The following is a 23,489-nucleotide window of genomic DNA, read 5'->3' as shown; positions in this document are numbered from 1 at the left end:
TCACTCCACCAGTGCCGAACCCAGGTCGGAGATGCGGCCGAGGAGCCCGTTCACGAAGTCGGGCGAGGAGTCGGTCGACAGCTCCTTGGCGAGGGTCACCGCCTCGTCGATGGCCACCGCGTCGTCCACGTCGTGGTTGTAGAGGACCTCCCAGGCGCCCATCCGTAGGATCGCCCGGTCCACCGCCGGCATCCGGTCCAGCGTCCAGCCCTGGGAGAACGTGGCGAGCACCTCGTCGATGCGTTCGGTGTGCGCCACCACGCCCTCCACGATCTCGACGGCGTAGCCCGGGACCGCTGTCTGCGCACCCGGGTGCAGCAACCGTTCGGCCAGGACGGAGGCCGGGGTCACCGGCCGGTCGTCGGCGGTGCTGGCCCCGCTGCGCTGGTCCGCCTCGTAGAGGATGTCGACCGCGCGCTTGCGTGCTCTGGAGCGTGCCGGCACTAGTCGTTCACGCGGCCGAGGTACTCACCGGAGCGGGTGTCCACCTTCACCTTCGTACCGGTCTCCAGGAACAGTGGGACCTGGATCTGGTAGCCGGTCTCGATCGTGGCCGGCTTGGTGCCCGCCGAGGAACGGTCGCCCTGCAGACCCGGGTCGGTGTGCGTGATCTCCATGACCACCGAGGCGGGCATGTCCAGGTACAGCGGGAGGCCGTCGTGCATCGCGACGATGGCCTCGGAGCCCTCGAGGAGGAAGTTGGCGGCCTCGCCCACCACGTCCTCGGGCACGGTGAGCTGCTCGTAGTCGACAGTGTCCATGAACACGAAGCCGGTGCCGTCGTTGTACAGGTACTGCATGTCCCGGCGGTCCACGTTCGCGGTCTCGACCTTCACACCGGCGTTGAACGTCTTGGAGACCACCTTCCCGGAGGTCACGCCCTTCAGCTTGGTGCGCACGAACGCCGGCCCCTTGCCCGGCTTCACGTGCTGGAACTCCACCACGGACCAGAGCTGTCCGTCGATGACGAGCACCATGCCGTTCTTCAGGTCGTTGGTCGTTGCCACGGGCTTCCTTTGCTGGGTGTGCGGGGCGGGGCGGTCCGAAGGGTGTGGGGCGCCCGCGCCGGTGGGTTGCTGTGCGGCACTCAGGGTATCGCCCCGAGCACCCCCACCGCTGCCACGGCGACGGCGGCAGCCCACAGGTAGGAGGTGAGCGTGCCCACCAGGAAGCGTTCGGAGACCCCGGAGGAGGGTTCGTCGCGCAGGGTGGAGAACCGGCCCAGGCCCTTGATCGCCACCACCACGGCGATACCGGCCGGGTAGGCGAGCAGGATGCAGCCGGCCACGGCAAGACGCTCCAGGATGCCGATCCACAGCCCGCCGCGCAGGATCTCGCCGGCGTCGACCTGCTCCGCGCCCTCCTCCTCGCCACGGTCTCGGCGACGGTCCGCCCAGCGCAGGATGCCGGCGGTCAGCGGCGCCCCGGCGCCGGCAGCCAGCGCCAGCGCCGCGATGACGACCAGCACGGTCCACAGCGTGTGCATACCGGTCATCCTGCCCCGTCGGGGTCCATCGCGCGGAGCAGACCCGCCGCCAACGGCTCGACTCCGCGGACCTCCTCCCACAGCGCCGCCTGCAGCCGCTGGCTCGCCGCCTGCGGGGAGATGCCGACCGCGGCAGCGGCCTCGCGGGCGGTCGGTGCGGTGCGGCGGGCATCGATCATCTGCCAGCCGGCGTCGCTGCGCCGGCGCACCACGGCAGCCATCAGCTGCAGCAGCGCCTCGGCCTCCGTGGCCCGCTCCGGGTCGGGGCCGACCACTGCGACCGGTGCGGGCACAGTGCGGCCCGCAGCCCGCTCCACCGCTTCCCGGGCGTAGATGAACACCGGCCCGGACGATGCCCGCGAGCTCGGTGCCAGGTGCTCGACCTCCCCCACGCCGATACCCACGCTCCACTCCTGCAGCCGTTGCAGGTGCAGGGTGAGGGTGACCGTGGTGGCGGCATCGGTGAGCACGGCCTGCACCTCGTCGCCGACTGTGCGCTCGAACGGGCGGAGCACGCCGGGTAGCTCCTCAACTTCGATCAGGTCGGCGAGCGACCCCAGCAGTGCGTCCACGTGCTCCCCGGAACGGCGGGAGGCGTCCTGGTCCGCAGTGATGACGAACATGCGTCTATAGTAGAGCCTTGATCTATGACAATCAAGCCGTAATACTTGATCTGCGGGGATCAAGGGGGCGTTGGGCTCAGTCGTTCTGCGAGCCGACCAGCGCGGACAGCGCGAGCCGGTAGGACGCTGCCCCGAACCCGGCGATCGTGCCGGTGGCCACCCCGCTGATCACCGAGGTGTGCCGGAACGTCTCCCGGGTGGCCGGGTTGGTCAGGTGCACCTCCACCAGGCGCAGCCCCGCCGTGGTCACCTGGGCGGCGGCGTCCCGCAGCGCGTAGGAGTAGTGCGTGAACGCAGCCGGGTTGAGCACCACGTCCGCACCGGCGTCGACCGCTTCGTGCAACCAGTGCACCAGCTCGGTCTCGTCGTCACTCTGCCGCACGTCCACGCTCAGACCGAGCTCGCCGGCCCAGCGGCGCACCTGCTCGGTCAGACCGGCGTGGTCGAGGTGGCCGTAGACATCCGGTTCCCGCGTGCCCAGGCGGCCCAGGTTCGGGCCGTTGAGCACCAGCACCGGTGCGGCCGGGGTGTCGGCGGCCACGGTGTCGGCGGTTGTGCTGTCGGTCATCGCGGCTCCTCGCTGATCGCGGTGTAGGCGTCCTGCAGCAGCTCCTCGGCCGGGTCCTCCAACCTGGTGGGGGCGGCCACGTCGGTGAGCACCACGAACCGCAGCGTGGCACCGCGGGCCTTCTTGTCCCGGCCCATCGCCTCCCGCAGCGCCGGCCAGGCACCGCTGCGGTAGGTCGTGGGCAGGCCGAGGCTGGTCAGGATGTCCCGGTGCCGGGCCACCACGGCGGACCCCAGCATCCCGGCCCGCCCGGCCAGCTCGGCGGCATACACCAGCCCCACCGAGACCGCGTCCCCGTGCCGCCAGCGGAACTGCTCGTGATGCTCGATCGCGTGTGCGAGCGTGTGCCCGTAGTTGAGGATCTCCCGCCGGCCGGCTTCGCGCAGGTCGGTGGAGACCACATCGGCCTTGACCGCCACCGCGCGGCGGACCAGGTCGGCGAGCACGTCACCGGTCGGGTCGATCGCCGCTGCGGGACCTGCCTCGAACGCTGCCAGGATGGCCGGGTCGGCGATGAACCCGCACTTGACGATCTCCGCCGCACCGGCACGCAGGTCGGCGGCGGGCAACGTGCTCAACCAGTCCAGGTCGCACAGCACCGCCAGCGGGGAGTGGAACGCGCCGACCAGGTTCTTCCCTTCTCCGGTGTTGATCCCGGTCTTGCCGCCCACGGCGGCGTCCACCATGCCCAGCAGCGTGGTCGGTACGTGGATCACCTGCACCCCGCGCAGCCAGCTCGCTGCGATGAACCCGGCCAGGTCGGTGGTGGCACCGCCGCCGATGCCGACGATCACGTCGTCCCGGGTGAAGGAGGCCCGACCCAGCTCGGCCCAGCACTCGGTGGCCACCAGAGCGGTCTTCGCCTCCTCCCCGTCCGGGGTGCAGTGCCGCAGCACCTGGTGGCCGGCATCGGCCAGCGTGGCGGCAACAGTGTCCACTGCGTCCGCCAGGGCCGGCGGGTGCAGCAGGAACACCCGCACCCCCGCGGGCAGCAGCTCGGTGAGCCGGCGGCGCACACCCCGGCCGATCACCACGTCATAGTCCCGCTCCGCTTGCACCGGGACGGTCAGCGCAGTGGTCATCGTTGCTCCTCGCTAGCGCCGGTCGTGGCCGGATCGTGCAGTGCGGCCAGCACCGCTTCGCGCACCTGCTCCGGGCTCAGCCCGTCGGTGAGCACGACGGCGGTCGCGAGCCGCTCGTAGATCGGTCGCCGGGCCTCCATCAGCAGCTGCCACTGCCGGCGCGGGCTGCCGACCAGCAGCGGCCGGCTGCGGGCCAGGCCGACCCGTTTGGTCGCATCGGTGAGCGTCACGTCCAGGAACACCACCCTGTGCCCGGCCAGGTCGGCCTGGGTGTCGGCGTGCAGCACCGCTCCCCCGCCCAGCGCCAGGACGCCGTCGTGCTCGGCCAGCGCGCGCTGCACCGCTTCCCGTTCCCGGGCCCGGAAGTAGTCCTCGCCGTGGTCCAGGAACACGTCCGGGATGCTGCTGCCCACCGCGGCCTCCACATCGGAGTCGGTGTCCCGGTAGGTGACGTCCCAGACCTCGGCGAGCAGCTGGCCCACAGTCGACTTGCCGGCGCCGGGCGGGCCGATGAGGATCAGACGTGGCCGGGTCATCGCATCTGCTCCGGGATCTGCTCCAGGTACCCGGCCAGGTTGCGGGCGGTCTCGGTCACCGAGTCCCCACCGCACTTCTCCAGCAGCGCCTGGGCGAGCACCAGCGCCACCATCGCCTCGGCGACCACTGCCGCTGGTGCGATGGCGCACACGTCGGAGCGTTGGTGCAGCGCGGTGGCGGGTTCCCCGCTGGTCACGTCCACAGTTGCCAGGGCGCGAGGCACGGTGGAGATCGGCTTCAGCGCGGCGCGCACCGCGACCGGCTCGCCGTTGCTCATCCCGCCCTCGATACCGCCGGCACGGTTCGTCTGCCGGTGCAGGCGCCCGTCGGAGCCGCGGACGATCTCGTCGTGGGCGACCGAGCCGCGCCGGGCGGCCGTGCGGAACCCGTCGCCGACCTCCACACCCTTGATCGCCTGGATGCTCATCAGCGCACCGGCAAGGCGGGCATCCAGGCGGCGGTCGGAGTGCACATAGCTGCCCAGCCCAGGCGGCAGGTGGTAGGCCAGCACCTCCACCACCCCGCCGAGGGTGTCGCCGGACTTCTTCGCATCGTCGATCTCGGCGACCATCTGCGCAGACGTGGCGCTGTCGAAGCAACGGACCGGGTCCGCATCGAGCCCGGCGACGTCGCCCGGACCCGGGCGAGCTGCGCCGTCGGGCACGGCCACCGGACCGACCTGGACCACGTGCGAGACCAGCTCGACCCCCGCAGCCTGGGAAAGCAGAGCGGCCGCGACGCGGCCGAGGGCCACCCGGGTGGCGGTCTCCCGGGCAGAGGCCCGCTCCAGCACCGGGCGGGCGTCGTCCAGGTGGTACTTGGTCATCCCGGTCAGGTCCGCATGCCCGGGCCGGGGCCGGGTGAGCGGCTTGTTCCGCGCCTGCTCGCGAGCGTCCCCGGTGCCGGCGTCGACCTGCAGCACGGCGGCGTCCACCGGGTCGGCGGCCATCACCTGCTCCCACTTCGGCCACTCGGTGTTGCCGATCTCGATCGCCACCGGGCCACCCATGGTCAGCCCGTGCCGCACCCCGCCGAGGATGCGCACCTGGTCCTGCTCGAACTTCATCCGCGCCCCGCGGCCGTAGCCGAGCCGGCGGCGGGCGAGGGCGTCAGCGACGTCCTGGGTGGTGATCTGCACCCCGGCGGGCAGGCCTTCGAGCACACCGAGCACGGCCGGGCCGTGGGACTCCCCTGCGGTCAACCATCTGAGCATGTGTCCATCCTCCCACGCTCACCGGCGCCTCCGGCAGCAGCGTCCGGGTGGCAGACAGGGCCCTGCCGGCCCGCGAGCCGGATGCTCGGGTCAGCCGAGCAGCACCGGTGCCCAGCCCAGGGCGAGCACCCCGCCGGCGACCAGCCACGGCCCGAACGCCACCGCGGTGCGTCGGGTCGCGCGGCGGGCCAGCAGCAGCCCGGTCGCGAACAGCCCACCCAGCACGAAGGAACCTGCGACCGCGGTGAGCACCTCCGCCCACCCGAACCAGCCCAGCAGCAGCCCGAGCACGGCAGCGAGCTTCGCATCACCCAGGCCGATCGCGCCTGGGGTGAGCAGGCAGAGCAGCAGGAACCCGACACCGAGTGCCGTGCCCGCGAGCAGCGCCCGCCCCAGGCCCGCCCACGGAGCCCCCGCCACGCACAGCGCCAGCCAGCAGCCACCTACCCACAGTGCGGTGGGCAGGGTGAGCCGGTCCGGCAGCCGGTGCACAGCCAGGTCCGCGGTCACCAGCAGGGCCAGCCCGACGGCGGTGCCTACCAGGGCGATGACCTCACCCGGTCCCTGGCCACGCAGGCCGGCGGCCAGGCCGCCGAGGGCGGCGAGCACCAGGTGCGTGCCTCGGGCGGTCCAGACGGTGCGCCGGCCGACCAGCCGGTCCAGTGTCGGAGTGCCGGCCCAGGCCGGCAGCGTGGCGGCCGCGGCGCACACGAGAGCAAGCGGCAGCGAGGTGAGCAGCGCTGACGACATCTGGACAGTCTGGCAGGGCTGCGGTCTGGCGCGGGGGTGGTTGTGGATGCTCGCCGGTGTGCTGTGGCTGCGGTGCGAGGGTGCGGACGACCACCGTGCGCCAGTCTGTGACCTGTGCCAGGCGTCGATCAGACGCGCGCGGCGAGCGCGGCCAGCAGCGCTTCGCGCATCGCCTCCACCGGCGCCTCGTACCCGGTCATCAGCCGCACCTGCTCCCCCGCCTGGTGCAGCAGCATCAGGTAGCCCGGGGCGATCACGCCGCCCGCTTGCGACCAGGCGGCGGCCATCATGGTCGGCCAGCCGGCGTAGACCACGTCCAGCAGGACCTGGTCGGGCCGCAGCGTGTGGCCGGCCAGGTGCTCGGTGAGCGGGTCCGCGGCACCCTCCGGCAGCGTGAGCACCACGATGTCCGCAGTGCGCAGCCGGTCGGGAACCTGCCGGGCGTCCAGGGCGAGGAACTCCGGTTCGACGCCCATCCGGCTGGCGGCCACCCGCACCGGTCCGGTCCGGGACAGCGAACGAGCGAGCACCAGCGGGTCGTGGATACCGAGCTCGCCCAGTGCGGCGAGCGTGGAGCTCGCGGTCGCTCCGGCACCGACGACCACAGCGCTGCGGGGCTGCGCACCGGGCGGCAGCACCTCGCGAAGACTGGCGACGATGCCATAGACGTCCGTGTTCGCACCGATCAGCAGCCCGCCGGCCGACCGCAGCAGCGTGTTCACCGCGCCGACCACCTCCGCCAACGGCTCCACGTGGTCGGCGAGGGTGAGCGAGACGTGCTTGAGCGGCATGGTCAGGCTCAGCCCCGCCCAGGAGTCGTCCAGGGTGGCGAGGAAACCGGCGAGCTCGTCCGTGTCGACGTCGTGGCGCTGGTACTCCCAGTCCTGCAGGCCGAGCTCGGTGTAGGCGGCCCGGTGCAGCACCGGGGAGAGCGAGTGCGCGACCGGGTGCCCGAGCACGGCGGCGCGGCGAGGAGCGGGTGCGGTCACCGGTTCTCCTCGAGCCACTCGCGATAGAGCGCCTTGTTCTCGTTGTGCTCCTCGATCGTCTCCGCGAACCGGGTCTCCCCAGTGTCGAGGTTCACGGTGATGAAGTAGCACCAGTCGCCCTCAGGCGGGTCCAGGGCCGCCTCGAGCGAGGCCCGTCCCGGGGAGTTGATCGGCGTGGGCGGCAGGCCCGGTACCTCGCGGGTGTTGTACGGCAGGCTCGCGTCGTTCCACTGCGCCTTGGTGATCTCACCGGCAGGGATGCCCAGACCGTAGGCCAGCGTGGAATCCATCCCGATCGTGCGGTCGCCGCTGCAGCCGGCCAGCCGGTTCTCCACCACCCGGGCCACCCTCCCGCGGTCCTCGGGCAGCACCACCTCGGCCTCGATGATCGAGGCGATGTTCAGCATCTCCTCGCGCTGCTCGTGGGGGACGTCCAGGTCGTCCAGCGTGGCCACCGTGCGGTCCACCATCGTCTCCAGGATCGAGCGTGGCGTGTCATCGGGGTGGATGTTGTAGGTGGAGGCCTGCAGCCAGCCCTCGATGTTGCCGTCGGCCTCCTCGGGCAGGTAGTCGGCGGCGACCTCGTCGGTGGCCTCCTGCACGTCGTCGACATCCACCTGGAGCTGGGTGGCGATCCGTTCGTAGATGTCTGCCGCTTCGACACCTTCGGGGACAGTGATCACCATGTCCGCACGGGAGGCCGGGTCGAGCAGGGCGCGGACCGCGTCCGCAGCGCGCATCTCCTCCTGCAACGCATAGGTGCCCGGCTGGATCGAGGCGGAGTCCGGGTTGGCGTTGAACGCGGAGATGAACGCACCACTGGTCGCGACCACGTTCGCATCCACCAGGGTTTCGGCGATCTGTCCCCCGCTCGCCCCGTCCTCGATGACCACCTGCACCTCGCCGTGCCCAGGGCCTGGGTAGTCGCTGACCGTGGTGGGTCCGTCGTCCGGGGTCAGCAGCGGTCGCACGAGGACCCAGGCACCGCCCACGAGGAGGGCGAGTGCGATGATCATCACCGCGAAGGAGATGGCGTTCCGGCGGCGCTGCGCCCGGCGCTTGGCCCGGCGACGGCGCTCGGACCGTCGTTGTGTCTCGGCGGACTGCTCGGAGGCCGTGTCGTCGGCCACCTCTCGGGGGTGGTCGAAGAGGTCCGTCACCTGCGATCCTCCTCGGTCTCGGGGTCTGCGGTACCGGTGTGCGCGTCGAGCGGTGCGCCCGGCGGCCTGCCGCTGTTGCGTTCGCTGTCAAGTGCTGCTTGCAAGATCATCACGGCCGCTACCTGGTCCACGACCGACCGGTGCTTCCTGCTGCTGCGGCCCGCGGCGTGCAACGCCTGATGAGCGGAAACTGTGGTCAGTCGCTCGTCCACCAGACGCACCGGAACCGGGTCGATGGCGCGGCTCAATCTCCCAGAATACGCCCGAACCGCCTCTGCTGCCGAACCCTCGCCCCCGTGCAGGCTCCGTGGCAACCCGACGATCACCTCGATCGGCTCGTGCTCACGCACCAGCTCCGCGAGCTCGGTGAGCCCCTCCTCAGGGCCCTTCCGGGAGACCGTTCGCACCGGTGTGGCGAGAATCCCGCCGGCATCGCACCGGGCCACGCCGATACGGACCGTGCCGACGTCGACGGCCAGGCGGACGCCGCGTCGGAGCTCAGGCACCAGCGCCGTCCAGGTCGGCCCCGACTGCCGCCACTGCGGCCGGCAGTGCCCCCGTGTCGGTTCCGCCCCCCTGGGCGACGTCGTCCTTCCCGCCGCCGCCCCCGCCGAGACGTCCAGCGGCGGTGCGGACCAGGGCGCCAGCCTTGACCCCAGCCCCCCGGGCCGGCTCGTTCGTGGCGGCGACCACCACCGGACGGTCCTTGACCACCCCGCCGAGCACCACCACGGCTGGTTCTGTGGCACCCAGCCGCTGGCGTACGTCCAGAGCCAGGCTACGCAGGTCGTCCGCGCCCGCTACGCCGTCGACGACCGCACCGACGAACCGGACCGGTCCGCGGCGCTCGGCGGCGCCAGCCAGCTCACCGGCACGAGCGAGCAGCTGACCCTGCCGCAAGGTCGCCAGCTCCTTCTCCGCATCCTTCAGACGGGTGAGCAGCCCGCCGATACGCTCCGGAAGCTCCTCGCCGCGCACCCCCACCAGCTGGGAGAGCTGGCCGACCAGGGCGTGCGCCTTCGCCTGGTGGTCGTAGGCCCCCTGGCCCACCAGGGCGTCGATGCGCCGCACCCCGGAGCCGATCGAGGACTCCCCGAGCACAGTGACCAGCCCGAGCTGGCCGCTGCGCTGCACATGCGTGCCGGCACACAGCTCCTTGGACCAGTCGCCGCCGATGGAGACCACCCGCACCCGGTTGCCGTACTTCTGGCCGAACAGGGCCATCGCACCCTGGGCGAGGGCGGTGTCCAGGTCCATGGTCTCGTCGGTGACGTCCAGGTCGTCCGCGAGCCGCTCGTTCACCCGCTGGTCGATCTCCCCGATCACCGAGGCCGGTACTGCCGATCCGTGCCGGAAGTCGAACCGCAGCCGGGACGGTGCGTTCTCCGAGCCGGCCTGGGTGGCCTGCTCGCCGAGGAACTCGTGCAGCGCCTTGTGCACCATGTGCGTGGCGGTGTGCGCGCGGGCGATCGCGTGCCGGCGGTCGGTGTCGATCTGGGCGACCGCCACCTCGTCCAGAGCGATGCTGCCCTCGGTCAGCCGGCCGCGGTGCACGTGCAGTCCCTTCACCGGGGACTGCACATCTGCCACGTCCACGATGCCGCCGCTGGCCAGGCTGATCGTGCCCTGGTCGGCGAGCTGGCCACCAGCCTCCGCGTAGAACGGCGTCTGGTCCAGGATCACCTCGACGTCCGCGGGGGCATGCGCCACCGGAGCCGCGGCGCCGTCCACCACCAGGCCGACCACCCGGGCCGAGACAGTGTCGTCGGTGTAGCCGAGGAAGGTGTCACCGCCCTCCAGGCGGGTGAGGAAGTCGTGGTAGACCGCCACGTCTACGTGCCCGGTCTTCTTCTTCAGCGCATCGGCCCGGGCGCGCTGACGTTGCTCGGCCATCAGGGTCCGGAACCGGGCCTCGTCCACCTGCACGCCCTGCTCGGCCGCCATCTCCAGGGTGAGGTCGATCGGGAAGCCGTAGGTGTCGTGCAGCGCGAACGCGTCGTCGCCGCCCAGCACGGGCGACCCGCCACCCGATTTTGCCCGCTTCACGGCAGTGTCCAGGATCGTGGTGCCCGAGGAGAGCGTGCGCCGGAACGCCTCCTCCTCCTCGTAGGCCACCTGGGAGATGGTGGCGAAGTTCTGCTCCAGCTCCGGGTACACCTCCCGCATCGCGTCCTTGGAGACCGGTAGCAGGTGCGGCATCGCCGGTTCGTCCACGCCGAGCAGCCGCATCGAGCGCACCGCGCGGCGGATCAGCCGCCGCAGCACGTAACCGCGTCCGTCGTTGCCCGGGCGGACGCCGTCGCCGATGAGCATCAGCGCCGAACGTAAGTGGTCCCCGACGATCCGCAGGTGGATGTCGTCGGACTCCTGCCCGCTCGCGTAGCCGCGGCCGCTGAGCTGGCTGGCCGTCTCGATCACCCCGAAGGACTGGTCGATCTCGTACATGTTGTTCTTGCCCTGCAGCAGGTAGGCGAGCCGCTCCACACCCATCCCGGTGTCGATCGCCCGCTGGTCCAGCTCACCGAGCAACGGGTAGTCGGTGCCCTGACCCTCACCCCGCAGGAACTGGTCGAAGACCAGGTTCCAGATCTCGATGTACCGGTCCTCGCTGCGCTCGTCGGCGGGCCACTTCGCGACCGTCCCGCCGGTGGCCTCCGGGCCGAACTCGGGTCCGCGGTCGTAGTGCCACTCCCCCGTGGAGCCGGCCGGACCGGGCTGTCCGGTGTCCCAGCAGCTCTCCGACCACGGCAGCCGCACGATCCGAGCCGGATCCAGGCCGATCACCCGGGTCACGTGCTCGTAGGACTCACCGTCCTCCTCCCACAGCGTGAACCACAACCGCTCGGGGTCCAGGCCATAGCCGCCCTCGGCCTGCGGGGTGGTGAGCAGCTCCCAGGAGAAGTCGATCGCACCTTCTTTGAAGTAGTCCCCGAAGGAGAAGTTCCCCGCCATCTGGAAGAACGTGCCGTGCCGGGTGGTCTTGCCCACGTTCTCGATGTCGTTGGTGCGGATGCACTTCTGCACACTGACCGCCCGCGGCCACGGCGCCTTCTCCGTGCCCACGATGTACGGGATGAACGGCACCATGCCGGCGATGGTGAACAGGATCGACGGATCCGGGGACACCAGCGAGGCACTGGGCACCACCGTGTGCCCGCGCTCGGAGAAGTAGGTCAGCCAGCGGCGATGGATCTCTGCGGTACGCATTCAGGTCTCGTCTGTTCGGATAGCAGGTTCGGGGCAGTCAGGGCAGCTGGCCGTCGCCGGCCGAGGCATTCGGCGCAGCGGTTCAGCCGGACCAGTCGTCCTCGGGGTACACGTCCGGGGCGGCGAACGGGTCCTCCGCCGCGGGCCGGTCCTCGGCGGCAGCGGAACGGTGCCGGGCGCGCACGTCGCGGGCGCGGGCCAGCTCCTCCTCGCTCGGCACCAGCGCCTCCAGCAACGCAGCCTCGTTCTCCGCCATGCTGGTGCGCACCTGCTCCCCCAGCTCCTTGGCCGCCACGGCCAGCGAGGTGATCGACTCGGCGATCCCCGAGGGGCTGGTCAGCTTGGCGACGGCGCCGAACCGTTCGTTCGCCTTGGCCACCTGCCGGAGCACCACCAGGGTGCCGACTACGCCGATCCCGATCCACACCGCCCGCTTCACGACTTCTTCTCCTTGCGGAACAGCCCACGTACCGCCAACGAGAACGCGGCCATCTTGACCAATGGCGCCCCCACGGTCGCCGCCACCAGCGAGGTGAGTGCGGAGACGTTCGTGGACACCTCAGCCGCCGCAGTGGTGACCGTGTCCACCTTCGCGATCTGGCCGTTGGTGGAGCTGATCGTGGTCGCGGCCTCGTCGATCACCGGGATGGTGTGCTCAGTGACCTCGGCGAGGCTGCGACGAGCCTCGTCCATCACTCTGCCAAGCTTCAGCAGCGGGACGGCCAGGGCGCCGACCAGCAGCACGAACGCGATCGCGGCGATGAGTCCGGCAATGTCGCCGATGGACATGGCGGTGGCTCCTCCTGCTGTCTGGGATGGGCGGCCGGTGTGGCAGCCCACAGGTGACCCTACCCGGGACGGGGTGCCGGTGGCACCGACGACGGCGCCCCGGGCAACAACCGTGTGCGGTGTCCCCCGGGGCGTGCGTCGAACGTCAGGTCAGCGCGAGTAGTGCTCGACGACCAGCTGCACGTCGCAGGTCACTGGGACCTCGGCGCGCTTCGGGCGGCGCACCAGCTCGAAGCTCAGCTTCTCCAGCTGTACGTCCAGGTACTCCGGCACTGTGGGCAGCACGTCCCGGTGCGCACCGGCGGCGGCCACCTGGAACGGCACCATCGTCTGGCTGCGCGGCTTGACCTGCACCACCTGGCCGGGCTTCACCCGGAACGAGGGGCGGTCCACCAGCTTGCCGTCCACCAGCACGTGCCGGTGCACCACGGCCTGGCGCGCCTGGGCCATCGTCCGCCCGAACCCGGCGCGCAGCACCAGGGCGTCCAGGCGGGTCTCCAGGTTCTCCACGAGGGTCTCACCGGTCAGGCCCTCCTCGCGGCGGGCCTCCTCGAAGGCGCGGCGCAGCTGAGCCTCACGCAGGCCGTACTGGGCGCGCAGCCGCTGCTTCTCCTTCAACCGGACGGCATAGTCGGACTCGGTGCGGCGACGAGCGCGACCGTGCTCACCGGGTGGGTAGGGCCGCTTCTCGAAATACTTGACGGCCTTCGGGGTCAGCGGGATCCCGAGGGCGCGGGAGAGCCGGACCTGCCGGCGCGTGCGATTCTTCGAAGCCATGAACTTCTTCCTGTCGTTTCCTTCACGTCATACGTCCCCGGCGCTGGCAGGCCGTCTGGACGCATGGGGTCGACTCCTGGTCTGCACGTGCCGGCGACGTCCCGCAGCTGACGCAGGTGGCCGGTGGGTGGCAGAGCCGTCGGCTAAGACCCCAGGTGTGCCCGGTCGGGCAACCCGGTAAGTCTATCCCATCGCAGCACCGCGACTAGCGTGAGCGCCGTCACCTGGGTGCTCACCGGCCGAGGAGCGACCGTACCCGCTCCAGCCGCTCGGTCAGCGTCCGTTCGAAGCCGCGGTCGGTGGGCCGGTAGTAGCGGGCCTCGGCCAGCTCCTCGGGCAGGTAGGTCTGCCGGGCCACAGCGTGCGGCTCGTCGTGGGAGTAGGTGTACTCGGTGCCGTGCCCGAGGTCCTTGGCTCCGGAGTAGTGCGCGTCCCGCAGGTGCGCCGGCACCGGTCCCGCCTTGCCGGCGCGCACGTCCGCGATCGCCTGGTCGATCCCGGTGTACGCAGCGTTCGACTTCGGTGCGCTGGCCACGTGCACCACCGCCTCTGCCAGGATGATGCGAGCCTCCGGCATGCCGATCAGTGCCACTGCCTGGGCGGCGGCGACCGCGGTCTGCAGTGCGGTGGGGTCGGCCATCCCGACGTCCTCGGCCGCGGCGATCACGATCCGCCGGGCGATGAACCGGGGATCTTCCCCGGCTACCACCATCCGCGCCAGGTAGTGCAGCGCCGCGTCCACGTCACTACCGCGCATCGACTTGATGAAGGCGCTGATCACGTCGTAGTGCTGGTCCCCGGCCCTGTCGTAGCGGACCGCCGCCACGTCGATCGCCTGCTCCATCGCGTCCAGGGTGATCTCCTCGGCCCCGGCCTCCAGCGCCGTACCGGCGGCAGCCTCCAGGATGGTCAGGCCTTTGCGCGCGTCACCCCCAGCGAGCCGGAGCAGGTATTCGCGCGCGTCCTCGGCCAGCTCGATCTTCCCGCCCAGGCCCCGCTCCTCGGCCAACGCCCGGGTGAGCAGGGCGTCCAGGTCTCCAGCGGTCAGTGCCCGCAGGGTGAGCATGATCGACCGGGACAACAGTGGCGAGATCACCGAGAACGACGGGTTCTCCGTGGTCGCTGCCATCAACGTCACCCACCGGTTCTCCACTGCCGGAAGCAGGGCATCCTGCTGGGTCTTGGAGAAGCGGTGCACCTCGTCGATGAACAGCACCGTCTCACCGGAAGAGGTCGCCAGCCGGCGCCGGGCATCCTCGATGACGGTGCGCACGTCCTTCACCCCAGCGGTGACGGCGGACAGCTCCACGAACCGGCGTCCAGAAGAGGTGGCCACCAGATAGGCCAACGTGGTCTTCCCGGTCCCCGGTGGCCCCCAGAGCACCACGGACGACGGCGGCAGCGACCCGGGCCGGGGCGGCTCGATCAGCCGCCGCAACGGAGAACCGGGTTCGAGCAGGTGCTCCTGGCCGAGCACCTCCTCGGCCGCGGCCGGCCGCATCCGTACCGCCAGCGGGGCTGCGTCCCAGGCGCGCGGCACACCGGTGGTCTCCTGACCGGCGGACTCGAACAGATCCACGACCCCAGCCTACGCGGCTGCCATGATTGGTCCGTGTTCGATCGCCTGGGGCGCACGATCGCCCGACACCCACTGCTCACAGTGCTCTGCTGGATCGTTCTGGTCGCGGTCACCGGAGGTCTGGCACTGACCGGATTCGGCGGCCAGGGCCTGTTCGACCGGTTGCACTCCGGCGAACCGGTCGTCCCCGGCTCGGAGAGCCAGGAAGCGCGTGAGATCCTGGCCGAGGTCGCCGAGGAACCCACCACGGTCACAGCGATCGTGCGCGGGGTAGACCTGACTGACCAGGAGGAGCTGAGCGCCGCCGGGCGCGCGATCACCACCGCGCACTCCCGGCTGGTCGCCGTCGACGGAGTGGAGCAGGTCGCCGACCCGTTCGTCTTCACCGACGGGCTGGACTCCGAGCAGGCCGCCCCGTTCCTGGCCGCGGACGGGGACGGTTTCCTGATCAGCATCACCCTGGACGGTGCGATCGGAGCAGGTGCCGAGGCGAGCGCCGAGCAGCAGGTGATCGACCACCTGACCGCGTTCGAGAGAGATCTCGGCGACGACGCCCGGGTGCTGGTCTCCAGCAACGACCTGCTCACCGACTCGATCGTGAGCCAGATGCAGAGCGACCTCACCCGCGGGGAGGCGGTGGCCCTGCCGATCTCGCTGCTGGTGATGGTGATCGTCTTCGGGGGCTTCCTCGCCGCTGGTATGCCGCTGGCCGGGGCGATCGCCTCCATCGCCGGCGGTCTGGGCGCCCTGCTGGGCTTCTCCCACCTGATCGAGCTGGACTCGGTGGTGGTGAACGTCGTGACGGTGCTGGGTCTGGGGCTGTCCATCGACTACGGGCTGCTCATCGTCTCCCGGTACCGCGAGGAGATCCGCCGCGAGGTGGATGCCGAGCTGGCCGACACCGTGCCCGGTGAGCGGCGCCGTCGTAGCCGGCGCAGGTCTCGCAGGCGGGATCCGGTGGTGGAACGTGCGCTGCGCACCACCCTGTCGACGGCGGGTCGTACTGTGACGTTCTCCGCCCTCACCGTGGCCATCGCGATCGCTGGTCTGCTCCTGCTGCGACCGGAGATCCTCAAGTCGCTCGGCGCCGCCGGGGTGTCCGTGGTGGTGATCGCCGTGGCCTCGGCGCTCACGCTGGTGCCCGCGCTGCTGCGGCTGCGGGGCCGGCGCATGCTTCGCCCGCCGCTGCTGATGAAGGTGCCGGGCCTGCGCCGTCTGCTCGGCACGCTCGGGGAGACTGCGCCCACCCACGGGGTCTTCTCCCGGCTCGCCGGCGGGGTACAGCGGCGCCCGTGGCTGGTGATGCTGGCCGTGACGGCAGTGCTGGTGTTCCTCGCCTCCCCGTTGCTGGGCCTCAGCCTGCGCAACACCACCACCGAGATGGTGCCGGAGGGCACGGAGCAGCGGGAGTTCCTCACCGTGCTGGAGGAGCAGTACCCCGCTTTCGCCACCCCGACCGCCGAGGTGCTGGTGGCCGGCAGCACGCAGGAGGCCACCGCGGTGGCCGAAGAGATCGCCACGCTGCCGGACGTCACCGGGGCTCAGGTGGCCGAAGAGGTGAACGAGGAGTACCAGGTGATCGGCGTGCACGTCGACACCGACGACCCGGGCGGCGAGGTGGCCACCGAGGTGGTCCGCGGTATCCGGGACCTGGATCCGGCCCCGGCGAGCCAGCACTGGGTGATGGGCCAGGCGGCGAACCAGCTGGACTTCACCGCAGCGCTCCTGGAGGGCCTCCCGCTGGCCGCCGGGATCGTGGTGCTGGCCACGTTCGTGCTGCTGTTCCTGATGACCGGCTCGCTGCTGGTGCCCCTGAAGGCGTTGATCGTCAACGCCCTGTCGTTGTGCGCATCGCTGGGCCTGACGACCTGGATCTTCCAGGACGGGAACCTCTCCGGTCTGTTCGGCTTCACCCCGGTCGGCGGCCTGGAGGCCTACGTGGTGGCGGTGGTGGTCGCCTTCGGCTTCGGCCTGGCGATGGACTACGAGGTGTTCCTCATCGCGCGGATCAAGGAGTTCTACGACGGTGGGCAGGGCGGCATCCACCGGGGCGACAACGAGGCGTCGGTGAGCGCTGGGCTGCAGCGGTCGGGGCGGATCATCACCTCGGCGGCGTTGGTGATCATCGTGGTGTTTGCCGGGTTCGCCACCGGAGAGCTGCTGCCGATCAAGGAGGTCGGCGTGGCCCTGGCGGTGACCGTGCTGATCGATGCCACGTTGGTGCGGATGCTGCTGGTGCCCTCGACGATGACCCTGCTGGGCAGACGCAACTGGTGGGCGCCCAAGCCACTGGCCCGCGCCTACCAGCGGTTCGGCATCCACCACTGACCGGCCCGCAACCGACCCAGGGCCGGCAGGTCGGGGGTGTGCGCCCTAGCGCACGCTGATCATGACGACCCGGGACAGGGAGGGGTCAGCGGGCGGGCCGGCGGGACTCCACCTGCTGGCCGAGGCGGAAACCGAGACGCTCGTACACCCGCCGGGCGGCCTCGTTGCGGGTGTACAGCCCGAGGCTCACCTGCCCGGTGGCGGCCAGCCCGGCACGGGTGAGCGCTGCCGTGACCGCGGTGCCCAGGCCCCGGCGGCGCCAGTGCGGGTGGGTGGCGATCGAGCCCAGGTGTACCTCACGGGACCAGTTGCTCGCCGCTGCCATGCACCGTAGCGCCCCACCGGTGTCCCGCCAGCCGAACCAGCGGGTGTCCGGTTTGTCCAACGTCGTGTAGGTCTCCGGCAGCGCCAGCCGCTGCAGGCCCTCCAGCTCGGCCCGGTCGGTGACCAGGTCGAGCTCGACCACCTGTTCCTCGCCGTCCTGGTACGGGGGTGCGGTGGTGGTCAGCAGCCAGTCCCAGTGGGCGACGTGCTCGAGGTCGAGACGGTCCCGCACCGCAGCCGGGAGCAGGTCCCAGGCACCTCTGGTCAGGCTCGCCACTGCCACCGGTGCCGCTGCCAGCCCGCTGGGCGGGACCGGGGAGCCGGTCGCGTCGAACGCCATCGCCACCACCTCGGCCAGCGGCTCGGGTGCACCCACCCCCACCAGGGCACGCTGCGCCCCGTCCCCGGCGACGACGCTCAACGCCAGCGCCTCCCGCCCGCCCCAGGCGGTAGCACCGACATAGCGGGGTACATCAGCGGTCAGGAACGGGAAGGTGCGCCATGGTTCGGGCAGGTCGGCCAGACCGCGGACCGGGTGGAACGTGGCAGCGGGCGTCGCGCTCACTCCCCCGTGCCGGGCGCCGCGCCGGGGCCGTCCGCCGATGCTGCAGTCTCCGGCTTGGCGTCCACACCGGCCTCCTTGCGCTGGGCAGCGGTGATCGGCGCCGGCGCTCCGGTGAGCGGGTCGTAGCCGCCACCGGACTTCGGGAAGGCGATCACGTCCCGGATGGAATCGGCGCCGGCAAGCAGCGCGACGATCCGGTCCCAGCCGAAGGCGATACCACCATGCGGTGGGGCGCCGAAGGCGAACGCCTCCAGGAGGAAGCCGAACTTCTCCTTGGCCTCCTCCTCGGTGATGCCCATCACCGCGAACACCCGCTCCTGCACGTCCCGGGCGTGGATACGGATCGACCCGCCGCCGATCTCGTTGCCGTTGCAGACGATGTCGTAGGCGTAGGCCAGTGCGTTGCCCGGGTCGGACTCGAAGTCCTCGATCCACTCCGGGGTGGGTGAGGTGAACGCGTGGTGCACGGCGGTCCAGGCGCCGGAGCCCACCGCCACGTCGTCATCCTCCCCGGTGGGCTTGAACAGCGGCGCATCCACGACCCACACGAACGCCCAGGCGTCGGAGTCGATGAGGTCGCACCGGCGGCCGATCTCCAGCCGGGCGGCGCCGAGCAGCGCCCGGCTCGTACTCTGCGCACCGGCCGCGAAGAAGATGCAGTCTCCCGGCCGGGCGCCGGTGGCCTCGGCCAACCCGTCCCGCTCGGCGTCGGTGAGGTTCTTCGCCACCGGGCCGCCCAGGGTGCCGTCCGCGCCGATCGTCACGTAGGCGAGGCCCTTGGCGCCGCGCTGCTTGGCCCACTCCTGCCAGGCGTCGAACTGTCGGCGCGGCTGGCTGCCGCCGCCGGGCATCACCACAGCGCCGACGTACGGCGCCTGGAACACCCGGAAGCCGGTGTCGGCGAAGTACTCGGTCAGGTCGGTCAGCTCCTGCCCGAAGCGCAGGTCCGGCTTGTCGGTGCCGAACCGGCGCATGGCTTCGGCGTAGGTCATCCGCGGGATCGGCGTGGGGATCGTGTACCCGATCAGCTCCCAGAGCGCGACGAGCACCTGCTCGGCCAGGGCGATCACGTCGTCCTGCTCCACGAAGCTCATCTCTACGTCCAGCTGGGTGAACTCCGGCTGTCGGTCGGCGCGGAAGTCCTCGTCCCGGTAGCAGCGAGCGATCTGGTAGTACCGCTCCATCCCGGAGACCATCAACAGCTGTTTGAACAGCTGCGGTGACTGCGGCAGCGCATACCAGGAGCCCGGCGCCAGCCGCGCCGGGACCAGGAAGTCCCGGGCTCCCTCCGGAGTAGACCGGGTCAGGGTGGGGGTCTCGATCTCCACGAAACCTTCGCCGTCGAGCACGGTGCGGGCTGCCCGGTTCACCGCTGACCGCAACCGGATCGCCTGGGCCGGACCGGGCCGGCGCAGGTCCAGGTACCGGTACTTCAGCCGCACCTCCTCCCCGACGGTCACCTGCTCGTCCAGCGCTGTGGAGACCTGGAACGGCAGCGCCGCCGCAGTGTTCAGCACGACGACGTCGCTCGCGACCACCTCGATCTCACCGGTGCCCAGGTTCGGGTTCGTGTTCCCCTCCGGACGCTGTGCGACCTGGCCGGTGATCTGCAGCACGAACTCCGAGCGCAGCGGGTGGGCCACCTCCTCGTCACGGACCACCACCTGCACGATCCCGGAGGCGTCCCGCAGGTCCAGGAATGCCACCCCACCGTGGTCCCGGCGACGATCCACCCACCCGGTCAGGGTGACAGTGGTGCCGATGTCACCGGCGCGCAGGGTGCCGGCCTGGTGGGTACGAAGCACGAGGATCCTCCCGGGAACGTGTCTGGGCCGCGGTGGTCGCGACGCCAGACGATCCTAATGGTTCACGACCTGCGCGATCGCCCGCGTGTACTCCTGCGCCTCCGCGGTGCGGGCGGCCAGCGGGTCCAGCACGGACGCGCCCGCCACTGCCCCGATCGCCTCCGTGATCTGCCGGTAGGTGCGCCGCCGCCGGCGCGCCGCCCCCACTCGGGCGGCCACCCCGGCCAGCACCGCCACCAGCACCCCGAGCAGCACAGCCCCGCCGAGCAGCACCACCGGCCAGGGGATCGCGGGCAGTGCGGGCCACGGCGGCTCAGCGGGCACCGGACCCAGCTGGGGCGTCCACACCGGCCCCATCCCCAGGTAGCGCAGCACCACGACCAGCGCCACCCAGAGCAGACCGACCACCAGGACAGCCAGCAGCAGCCACTGCAGCGCCCCCACCAGGCCGAACCAGGACGGAACCCGGCCCGAGCGCCGGTCCGGGCCGCGCGCCAGCACCCCAGAGATCGCATCCTGCGCCTCGGCGGTGACCGCGTCGCCGGACTGCCCGACCCCGCTGCGCAGGTAGTGCCGCCACGGTGACGGTGCCCGGCCCACCACGGCGTCCGCGGCCCCGGTCAGCGCCCTGCCCACCGCCGCACGTGCCGCCGGATCCGGCTCCGGCATCGACGGTGCGGTGAGCACCTGTCCGTCGTACCCGCCCGTGGGCTGCTGCGACGTGGGACGACGCCCACCGCCACCCAGGTGCAGCCGGTGCAGCGGGTCGGCCCGGAACCGGCCGGCCCAACGGGTCACCGGCCAGCCGGTGCGGGCCCGCGCGGTCATCCGGAAGGAGGTGGCGACAGCGTCGGCTACCCGCTCGGCACCCGCTGCGGCGGCGAGCTCGGCGGTCAGGCGGCGGCGCAGCTGTGCGGTGACGCCGGGCGCGGCAGCGGGCGGGCACACCTCGGCGAGCTGCTCGGCCGCAGTGCCCAGGTCTGCGGCCAGGCGGCGGTGCATGTTCTGCCGGTCGTGCACGACGGCGGAGATCGCCGTGACGAGGTCCTCGGTCCCGGCTCCGGTGGTCGTCGAGGTGGGCAGGACACGCACCCCGGGCAGACCATCAGCCGCCAGGTGCTCGGTCAGGTCCGCCAGCACCGGTGGCAGGTCGGTGGCAGCGAGGGTGTCGACCTGGTTCAGCACCACCAGCATCACGTCCGCGTGGCGGGCCATCGGGCGCAGGTACTGCTGGTGCACCACGGCGTCGGCGTACTTCTGCGGGTCGAGCACCCAGACCAGCACGTCCGCGCGCTGGGTGAGGTGCTCGGCGCGCAGCTGGTGGTCCCGGTGCAGAGAGTCCAGGTCCGGAAGGTCCACCAGCACCGCTGAGGCGAGCCGGTCGTGGCTGACCTCGGTGCGGCGCGAGATGCCCAGCCAGTCCAGCAGCGCGCTGGCGTCGTTCTCGGTGCCGGCCGGCTCGGCGCTGCTGCCCTGGCGGGTGTGGCAGACCACCGCTTGAGCGTGCGCGGTGGTGGGCCGGCGCGCCCCGACGGCGGCGACCTGAGCACCTGCGAGCAGGTTCAGCAGGGAGGACTTGCCCGACCCGGTCGCCCCGGCGAGTGCCACGACCGTGTGCTCCGCAGAGAGCTCGGTGCGCTGCTGCGCCCGCGAGATCGCGCCGCGGGCGCCCTGGATCGCCAGGTGCAGCTGCTCGTCGGTGCCGCCGGCCACCTGCTGCACGCGGGCTGCCAGCTCCGTGGCCCGGTCCAGGGCGTCGATCTGGACGGGCAACGGGTGGTTCGCTGCGCTCGTCACGGCCCCTCCGGCGGTTGCTCCAGGTCTGCGGCTGCGTGGTCCAGCGCTGCTGTGGTGGAGCGGAGCCGGTCGGCTGCTGCACGGGTGCCGACAGCATCCGGCAGCAGCGTGCCGAACCGGTCCCGCTCCGTGGCGAACAGGACGGTGACCCGGTCGCTGAGGTCCGCCCTCGCGCGGGCCGCCAGCCGGCGTACCGCCTGATCACCGAAGATCGCCTCGAGCAGCTTCTGCGCCACCACAGCGGTACCACCGGCGATCGCCACCTCGGCCCCGACCAGCCCACCGGTGGAAGCGAACGCGAGCACCATCAGCACCACGGCGAGACCGTTCACCCCGAACGCGAGCACTCGGGCAGTGGTGCGTTTGTCCTGCCCCTCGGTGCGGACCAGCTCGAGCACATACCGCTGCCACTGCCGGATCGCGGCGGCCGCATCGGCGGAGAACGTGTCGGCGGCACGTTCCAGCTCTGGTCCGGGCAGCAGCTCCCGACCGGCCGGCTGCTGCCAGAGCTGGGTGTAGGCGCGGTGGGCCGCCTGGTCCGCCTGCTCCACGAGCACGCTGTGCAGGCCCTGCTCCAAGGCATGCTCGACGCGACGTGCCGGACGCGGCTTCCCGGTGAGGAACGCCGTCGCCCGGTCCCGGAGACGGCCGACCGTGGACTCCACGGACCGGAAGAGCTCGCCCGTACCGACGAAGTCCTGCCACCGGGACAGCACCTCGCCGCGCAGCAGTGCGCCGTCCGTGACCCGGGTGAGCAGCTCGGTGACGTCGAAGATGCGTGCCAGCTGCTGGTCCATCTCCTCGGCGGCGGCCGCCTGCTCGTCGACCGCCGCAGCGAGCGAACGTGCCGCCGCCGTGGCGCTGCGCACCGCGCCGAGGAGCGTGCGTCGAGCGACTGCGGCACGTGCGGCTGCGTCCTGGGTCAGCTGGGTGAGCCAGGTGTGCAGGTCCGCCACCGCCCCCGGTGGGAGCATGCCGCGCACGTCCAGCTCCCGTTCGGTGACCAGGAACAGTGGCGCCCCGGCGAGCCCGTGGTCGGCGAGCATCCCGGCCAGGTCGTCGCTGACCTCACGCACCACCGCTGGCGGTATCCGGTCCAGCACCACCGCCACCAGCACGTCCCGTGCAGCGGCAGCGGTGAGCAGGTCCCAGGGCACCGCATCGGCGTACCGGTGCGCCGTGGTGACGAACAACCACAGGTCGGCGGCGGCCAGCAGCTGGCCGGCGAGCTGACGGTTGGCGTCCACCACCGAGTCGATGTCCGGGGCATCCAGCAGGGCCAGGCCCGGGCCCACCGCGTCGGAGACGGCCAGACGCAACACCTGCGACCCTGTCTGCGCCCGCTGCTGGACTGGCTGCGGATCCTGGCGGGAGAGCGTGCTGCGCAGCCGCGGCAGGTGCGGCAGGATGCGCGGCTCGGTGAAGTGGTGCTCATCTCGCGGGTGGTGGACGAGCAGCGGGTCCCGGGTGGTGGGCCGGATGGCGCCGGTGCGGCTGAGCACATCCCCCACCAGTGCGTTCACCAGCGTGGACTTGCCGGCACCGGTGGACCCGCCCACCACAGCCAGCAGCGGCGCACCCAGGCTCGTTGCCCGCGGCAGCAGGTAGTCGTCCAGCTGGTCGAGCAGGTGCTGGCGGGAGTGTCGGGCCGCGGTCGCCCCGGGTAGCTGCAGCGGGAGCACTGCGCCCTGCACCGCCTCCCGCAGGGAGCTCAACGCTGCGTCCATGCGGCGATCATGCCAGGTGCGCCCCGGAGACGGGCACCCGCACCAGCGCTGCCTCTCCGTCTGGGCACTCCTGGTAGTCAGCATGCGGCGAGGTGAGGTTGGGCACAGTTCCGGTGGAAGTCGGCCGTCGCCCCGTACACTGGACGCACTTGGAGCGCACATCCCGCGAACAAGCCCCCTTCT

General features: G+C 71.6%; 22 protein-coding genes. 1 reads left to right on the top strand and 21 read right to left on the bottom strand.

Annotation, left to right across the window (positions count from 1 at the left end; translation table 11 throughout):
* From nusB to K338_RS0100590, 17 genes are all read right to left on the bottom strand, one after another.
* Complete coding sequence (nusB, locus tag K338_RS0100670) at positions 1–444, bottom strand: transcription antitermination factor NusB (RefSeq protein ID WP_022916254.1); 444 nt, start codon at positions 442–444, stop codon at positions 1–3.
* Positions 444–1,007: an elongation factor P gene (gene efp, locus K338_RS0100665; protein ID WP_022916253.1), complete on the bottom strand. Its 564-nt coding sequence runs from the start codon at positions 1,005–1,007 to the stop codon at positions 444–446. Before efp ends, nusB begins: the two co-directional genes overlap by 1 nt.
* 80 nt (positions 1,008–1,087) lie before the next feature.
* Positions 1,088–1,486 (bottom strand): hypothetical protein, encoded by a 399-nt coding sequence (locus tag K338_RS0100660; RefSeq protein WP_022916252.1) that lies wholly within the window; start codon positions 1,484–1,486, stop codon positions 1,088–1,090.
* A gap of 5 nt (positions 1,487–1,491) precedes the next feature.
* Positions 1,492–2,109, bottom strand: coding sequence for a hypothetical protein (locus K338_RS0100655; RefSeq protein WP_022916251.1), 618 nt, complete (start codon positions 2,107–2,109; stop codon positions 1,492–1,494).
* 76 nt (positions 2,110–2,185) lie between these two features.
* Complete coding sequence (locus tag K338_RS0100650; protein ID WP_022916250.1) at positions 2,186–2,677, bottom strand: type II 3-dehydroquinate dehydratase; 492 nt, start codon at positions 2,675–2,677, stop codon at positions 2,186–2,188.
* Positions 2,674–3,759, bottom strand: a complete 1,086-nt coding sequence (gene aroB, locus K338_RS0100645; RefSeq protein ID WP_022916249.1) for a 3-dehydroquinate synthase — start codon at positions 3,757–3,759, stop codon at positions 2,674–2,676. Before aroB ends, K338_RS0100650 begins: the two co-directional genes overlap by 4 nt.
* Positions 3,756–4,295, bottom strand: a complete 540-nt coding sequence (locus K338_RS0100640; RefSeq protein WP_022916248.1) for a shikimate kinase — start codon at positions 4,293–4,295, stop codon at positions 3,756–3,758. The genes aroB and K338_RS0100640 overlap by 4 nt, the downstream gene beginning before the upstream one ends.
* A complete protein-coding gene (gene aroC, locus K338_RS0100635; RefSeq protein ID WP_022916247.1) occupies positions 4,292–5,509 on the bottom strand; it encodes a chorismate synthase in 1,218 nt (405 codons plus the stop codon). The genes K338_RS0100640 and aroC overlap by 4 nt, the downstream gene beginning before the upstream one ends.
* A 90-nt stretch (positions 5,510–5,599) precedes the next feature.
* The gene (locus K338_RS19655) at positions 5,600–6,259 is read right to left on the bottom strand and encodes a prepilin peptidase (protein ID WP_022916246.1); all 660 of its coding nucleotides are present in this window, start codon (positions 6,257–6,259) and stop codon (positions 5,600–5,602) included.
* Positions 6,260–6,387: 128 nt separating this feature from the next.
* A complete protein-coding gene (locus K338_RS0100625) occupies positions 6,388–7,248 on the bottom strand; it encodes a shikimate dehydrogenase (protein ID WP_022916245.1) in 861 nt (286 codons plus the stop codon).
* The gene (gene mltG / locus K338_RS19650; protein WP_022916244.1) at positions 7,245–8,408 is read right to left on the bottom strand and encodes an endolytic transglycosylase MltG; all 1,164 of its coding nucleotides are present in this window, start codon (positions 8,406–8,408) and stop codon (positions 7,245–7,247) included. Before mltG ends, K338_RS0100625 begins: the two co-directional genes overlap by 4 nt.
* Entirely contained in the window at positions 8,405–8,914 is a 510-nt protein-coding gene (ruvX, locus tag K338_RS19645) for a Holliday junction resolvase RuvX (RefSeq protein WP_022916243.1), read from the bottom strand. The genes mltG and ruvX overlap by 4 nt, the downstream gene beginning before the upstream one ends.
* Positions 8,907–11,615 carry an alanine--tRNA ligase gene (gene alaS / locus K338_RS0100610; RefSeq protein ID WP_022916242.1) on the bottom strand — a complete coding sequence of 903 codons (2,709 nt, stop codon included), beginning with the start codon at positions 11,613–11,615 and terminating at the stop codon, positions 8,907–8,909. The genes ruvX and alaS overlap by 8 nt, the downstream gene beginning before the upstream one ends.
* Positions 11,616–11,697: 82 nt before the next feature.
* Positions 11,698–12,054: a hypothetical protein gene (locus tag K338_RS0100605; protein WP_022916241.1), complete on the bottom strand. Its 357-nt coding sequence runs from the start codon at positions 12,052–12,054 to the stop codon at positions 11,698–11,700.
* On the bottom strand, positions 12,051–12,404 hold the full coding sequence (locus K338_RS0100600; RefSeq protein WP_022916240.1) for a DUF948 domain-containing protein: 354 nt from the start codon (positions 12,402–12,404) through the stop codon (positions 12,051–12,053). Before K338_RS0100600 ends, K338_RS0100605 begins: the two co-directional genes overlap by 4 nt.
* A gap of 150 nt (positions 12,405–12,554) precedes the next feature.
* Complete coding sequence (gene rpsD, locus K338_RS0100595) at positions 12,555–13,181, bottom strand: 30S ribosomal protein S4 (RefSeq protein ID WP_022916239.1); 627 nt, start codon at positions 13,179–13,181, stop codon at positions 12,555–12,557.
* Positions 13,182–13,413: 232 nt separating this feature from the next.
* Positions 13,414–14,760 carry a replication-associated recombination protein A gene (locus K338_RS0100590; RefSeq protein WP_022916238.1) on the bottom strand — a complete coding sequence of 449 codons (1,347 nt, stop codon included), beginning with the start codon at positions 14,758–14,760 and terminating at the stop codon, positions 13,414–13,416.
* A 33-nt stretch (positions 14,761–14,793) separates the two neighbouring features.
* Here K338_RS0100590 and K338_RS0100585 point away from each other — a divergent pair, with 33 nt between their 5' ends.
* Positions 14,794–17,088: an MMPL family transporter gene (locus tag K338_RS0100585; RefSeq protein ID WP_022916237.1), complete on the top strand. Its 2,295-nt coding sequence runs from the start codon at positions 14,794–14,796 to the stop codon at positions 17,086–17,088.
* Positions 17,089–17,173: 85 nt separating this feature from the next.
* On the opposite strand, the gene K338_RS24200 is transcribed toward K338_RS0100585, so the two are convergent.
* The 4 genes from K338_RS24200 to K338_RS19630 are packed head-to-tail and all read right to left on the bottom strand — an operon-like array spanning position 17,174 to position 23,306.
* The gene (locus tag K338_RS24200; RefSeq protein ID WP_022916236.1) at positions 17,174–17,977 is read right to left on the bottom strand and encodes a GNAT family N-acetyltransferase; all 804 of its coding nucleotides are present in this window, start codon (positions 17,975–17,977) and stop codon (positions 17,174–17,176) included.
* A complete protein-coding gene (aspS, locus tag K338_RS0100575) occupies positions 17,974–19,782 on the bottom strand; it encodes an aspartate--tRNA ligase (RefSeq protein ID WP_022916235.1) in 1,809 nt (602 codons plus the stop codon). The genes K338_RS24200 and aspS overlap by 4 nt, the downstream gene beginning before the upstream one ends.
* A gap of 54 nt (positions 19,783–19,836) precedes the next feature.
* Positions 19,837–21,579, bottom strand: coding sequence for a GTPase family protein (locus K338_RS19635; protein ID WP_022916234.1), 1,743 nt, complete (start codon positions 21,577–21,579; stop codon positions 19,837–19,839).
* Positions 21,576–23,306 (bottom strand): dynamin family protein, encoded by a 1,731-nt coding sequence (locus tag K338_RS19630; RefSeq protein ID WP_022916233.1) that lies wholly within the window; start codon positions 23,304–23,306, stop codon positions 21,576–21,578. Before K338_RS19630 ends, K338_RS19635 begins: the two co-directional genes overlap by 4 nt.
* Positions 23,307–23,489 lie beyond the last annotated feature (183 nt).

Source organism: Ruania albidiflava DSM 18029, from assembly GCF_000421225.1.
Taxonomy (GTDB): Bacteria; Actinomycetota; Actinomycetes; order Actinomycetales; family Beutenbergiaceae; genus Ruania; species Ruania albidiflava.
This window is presented reverse-complemented; position numbering and strand designations above follow the sequence as displayed.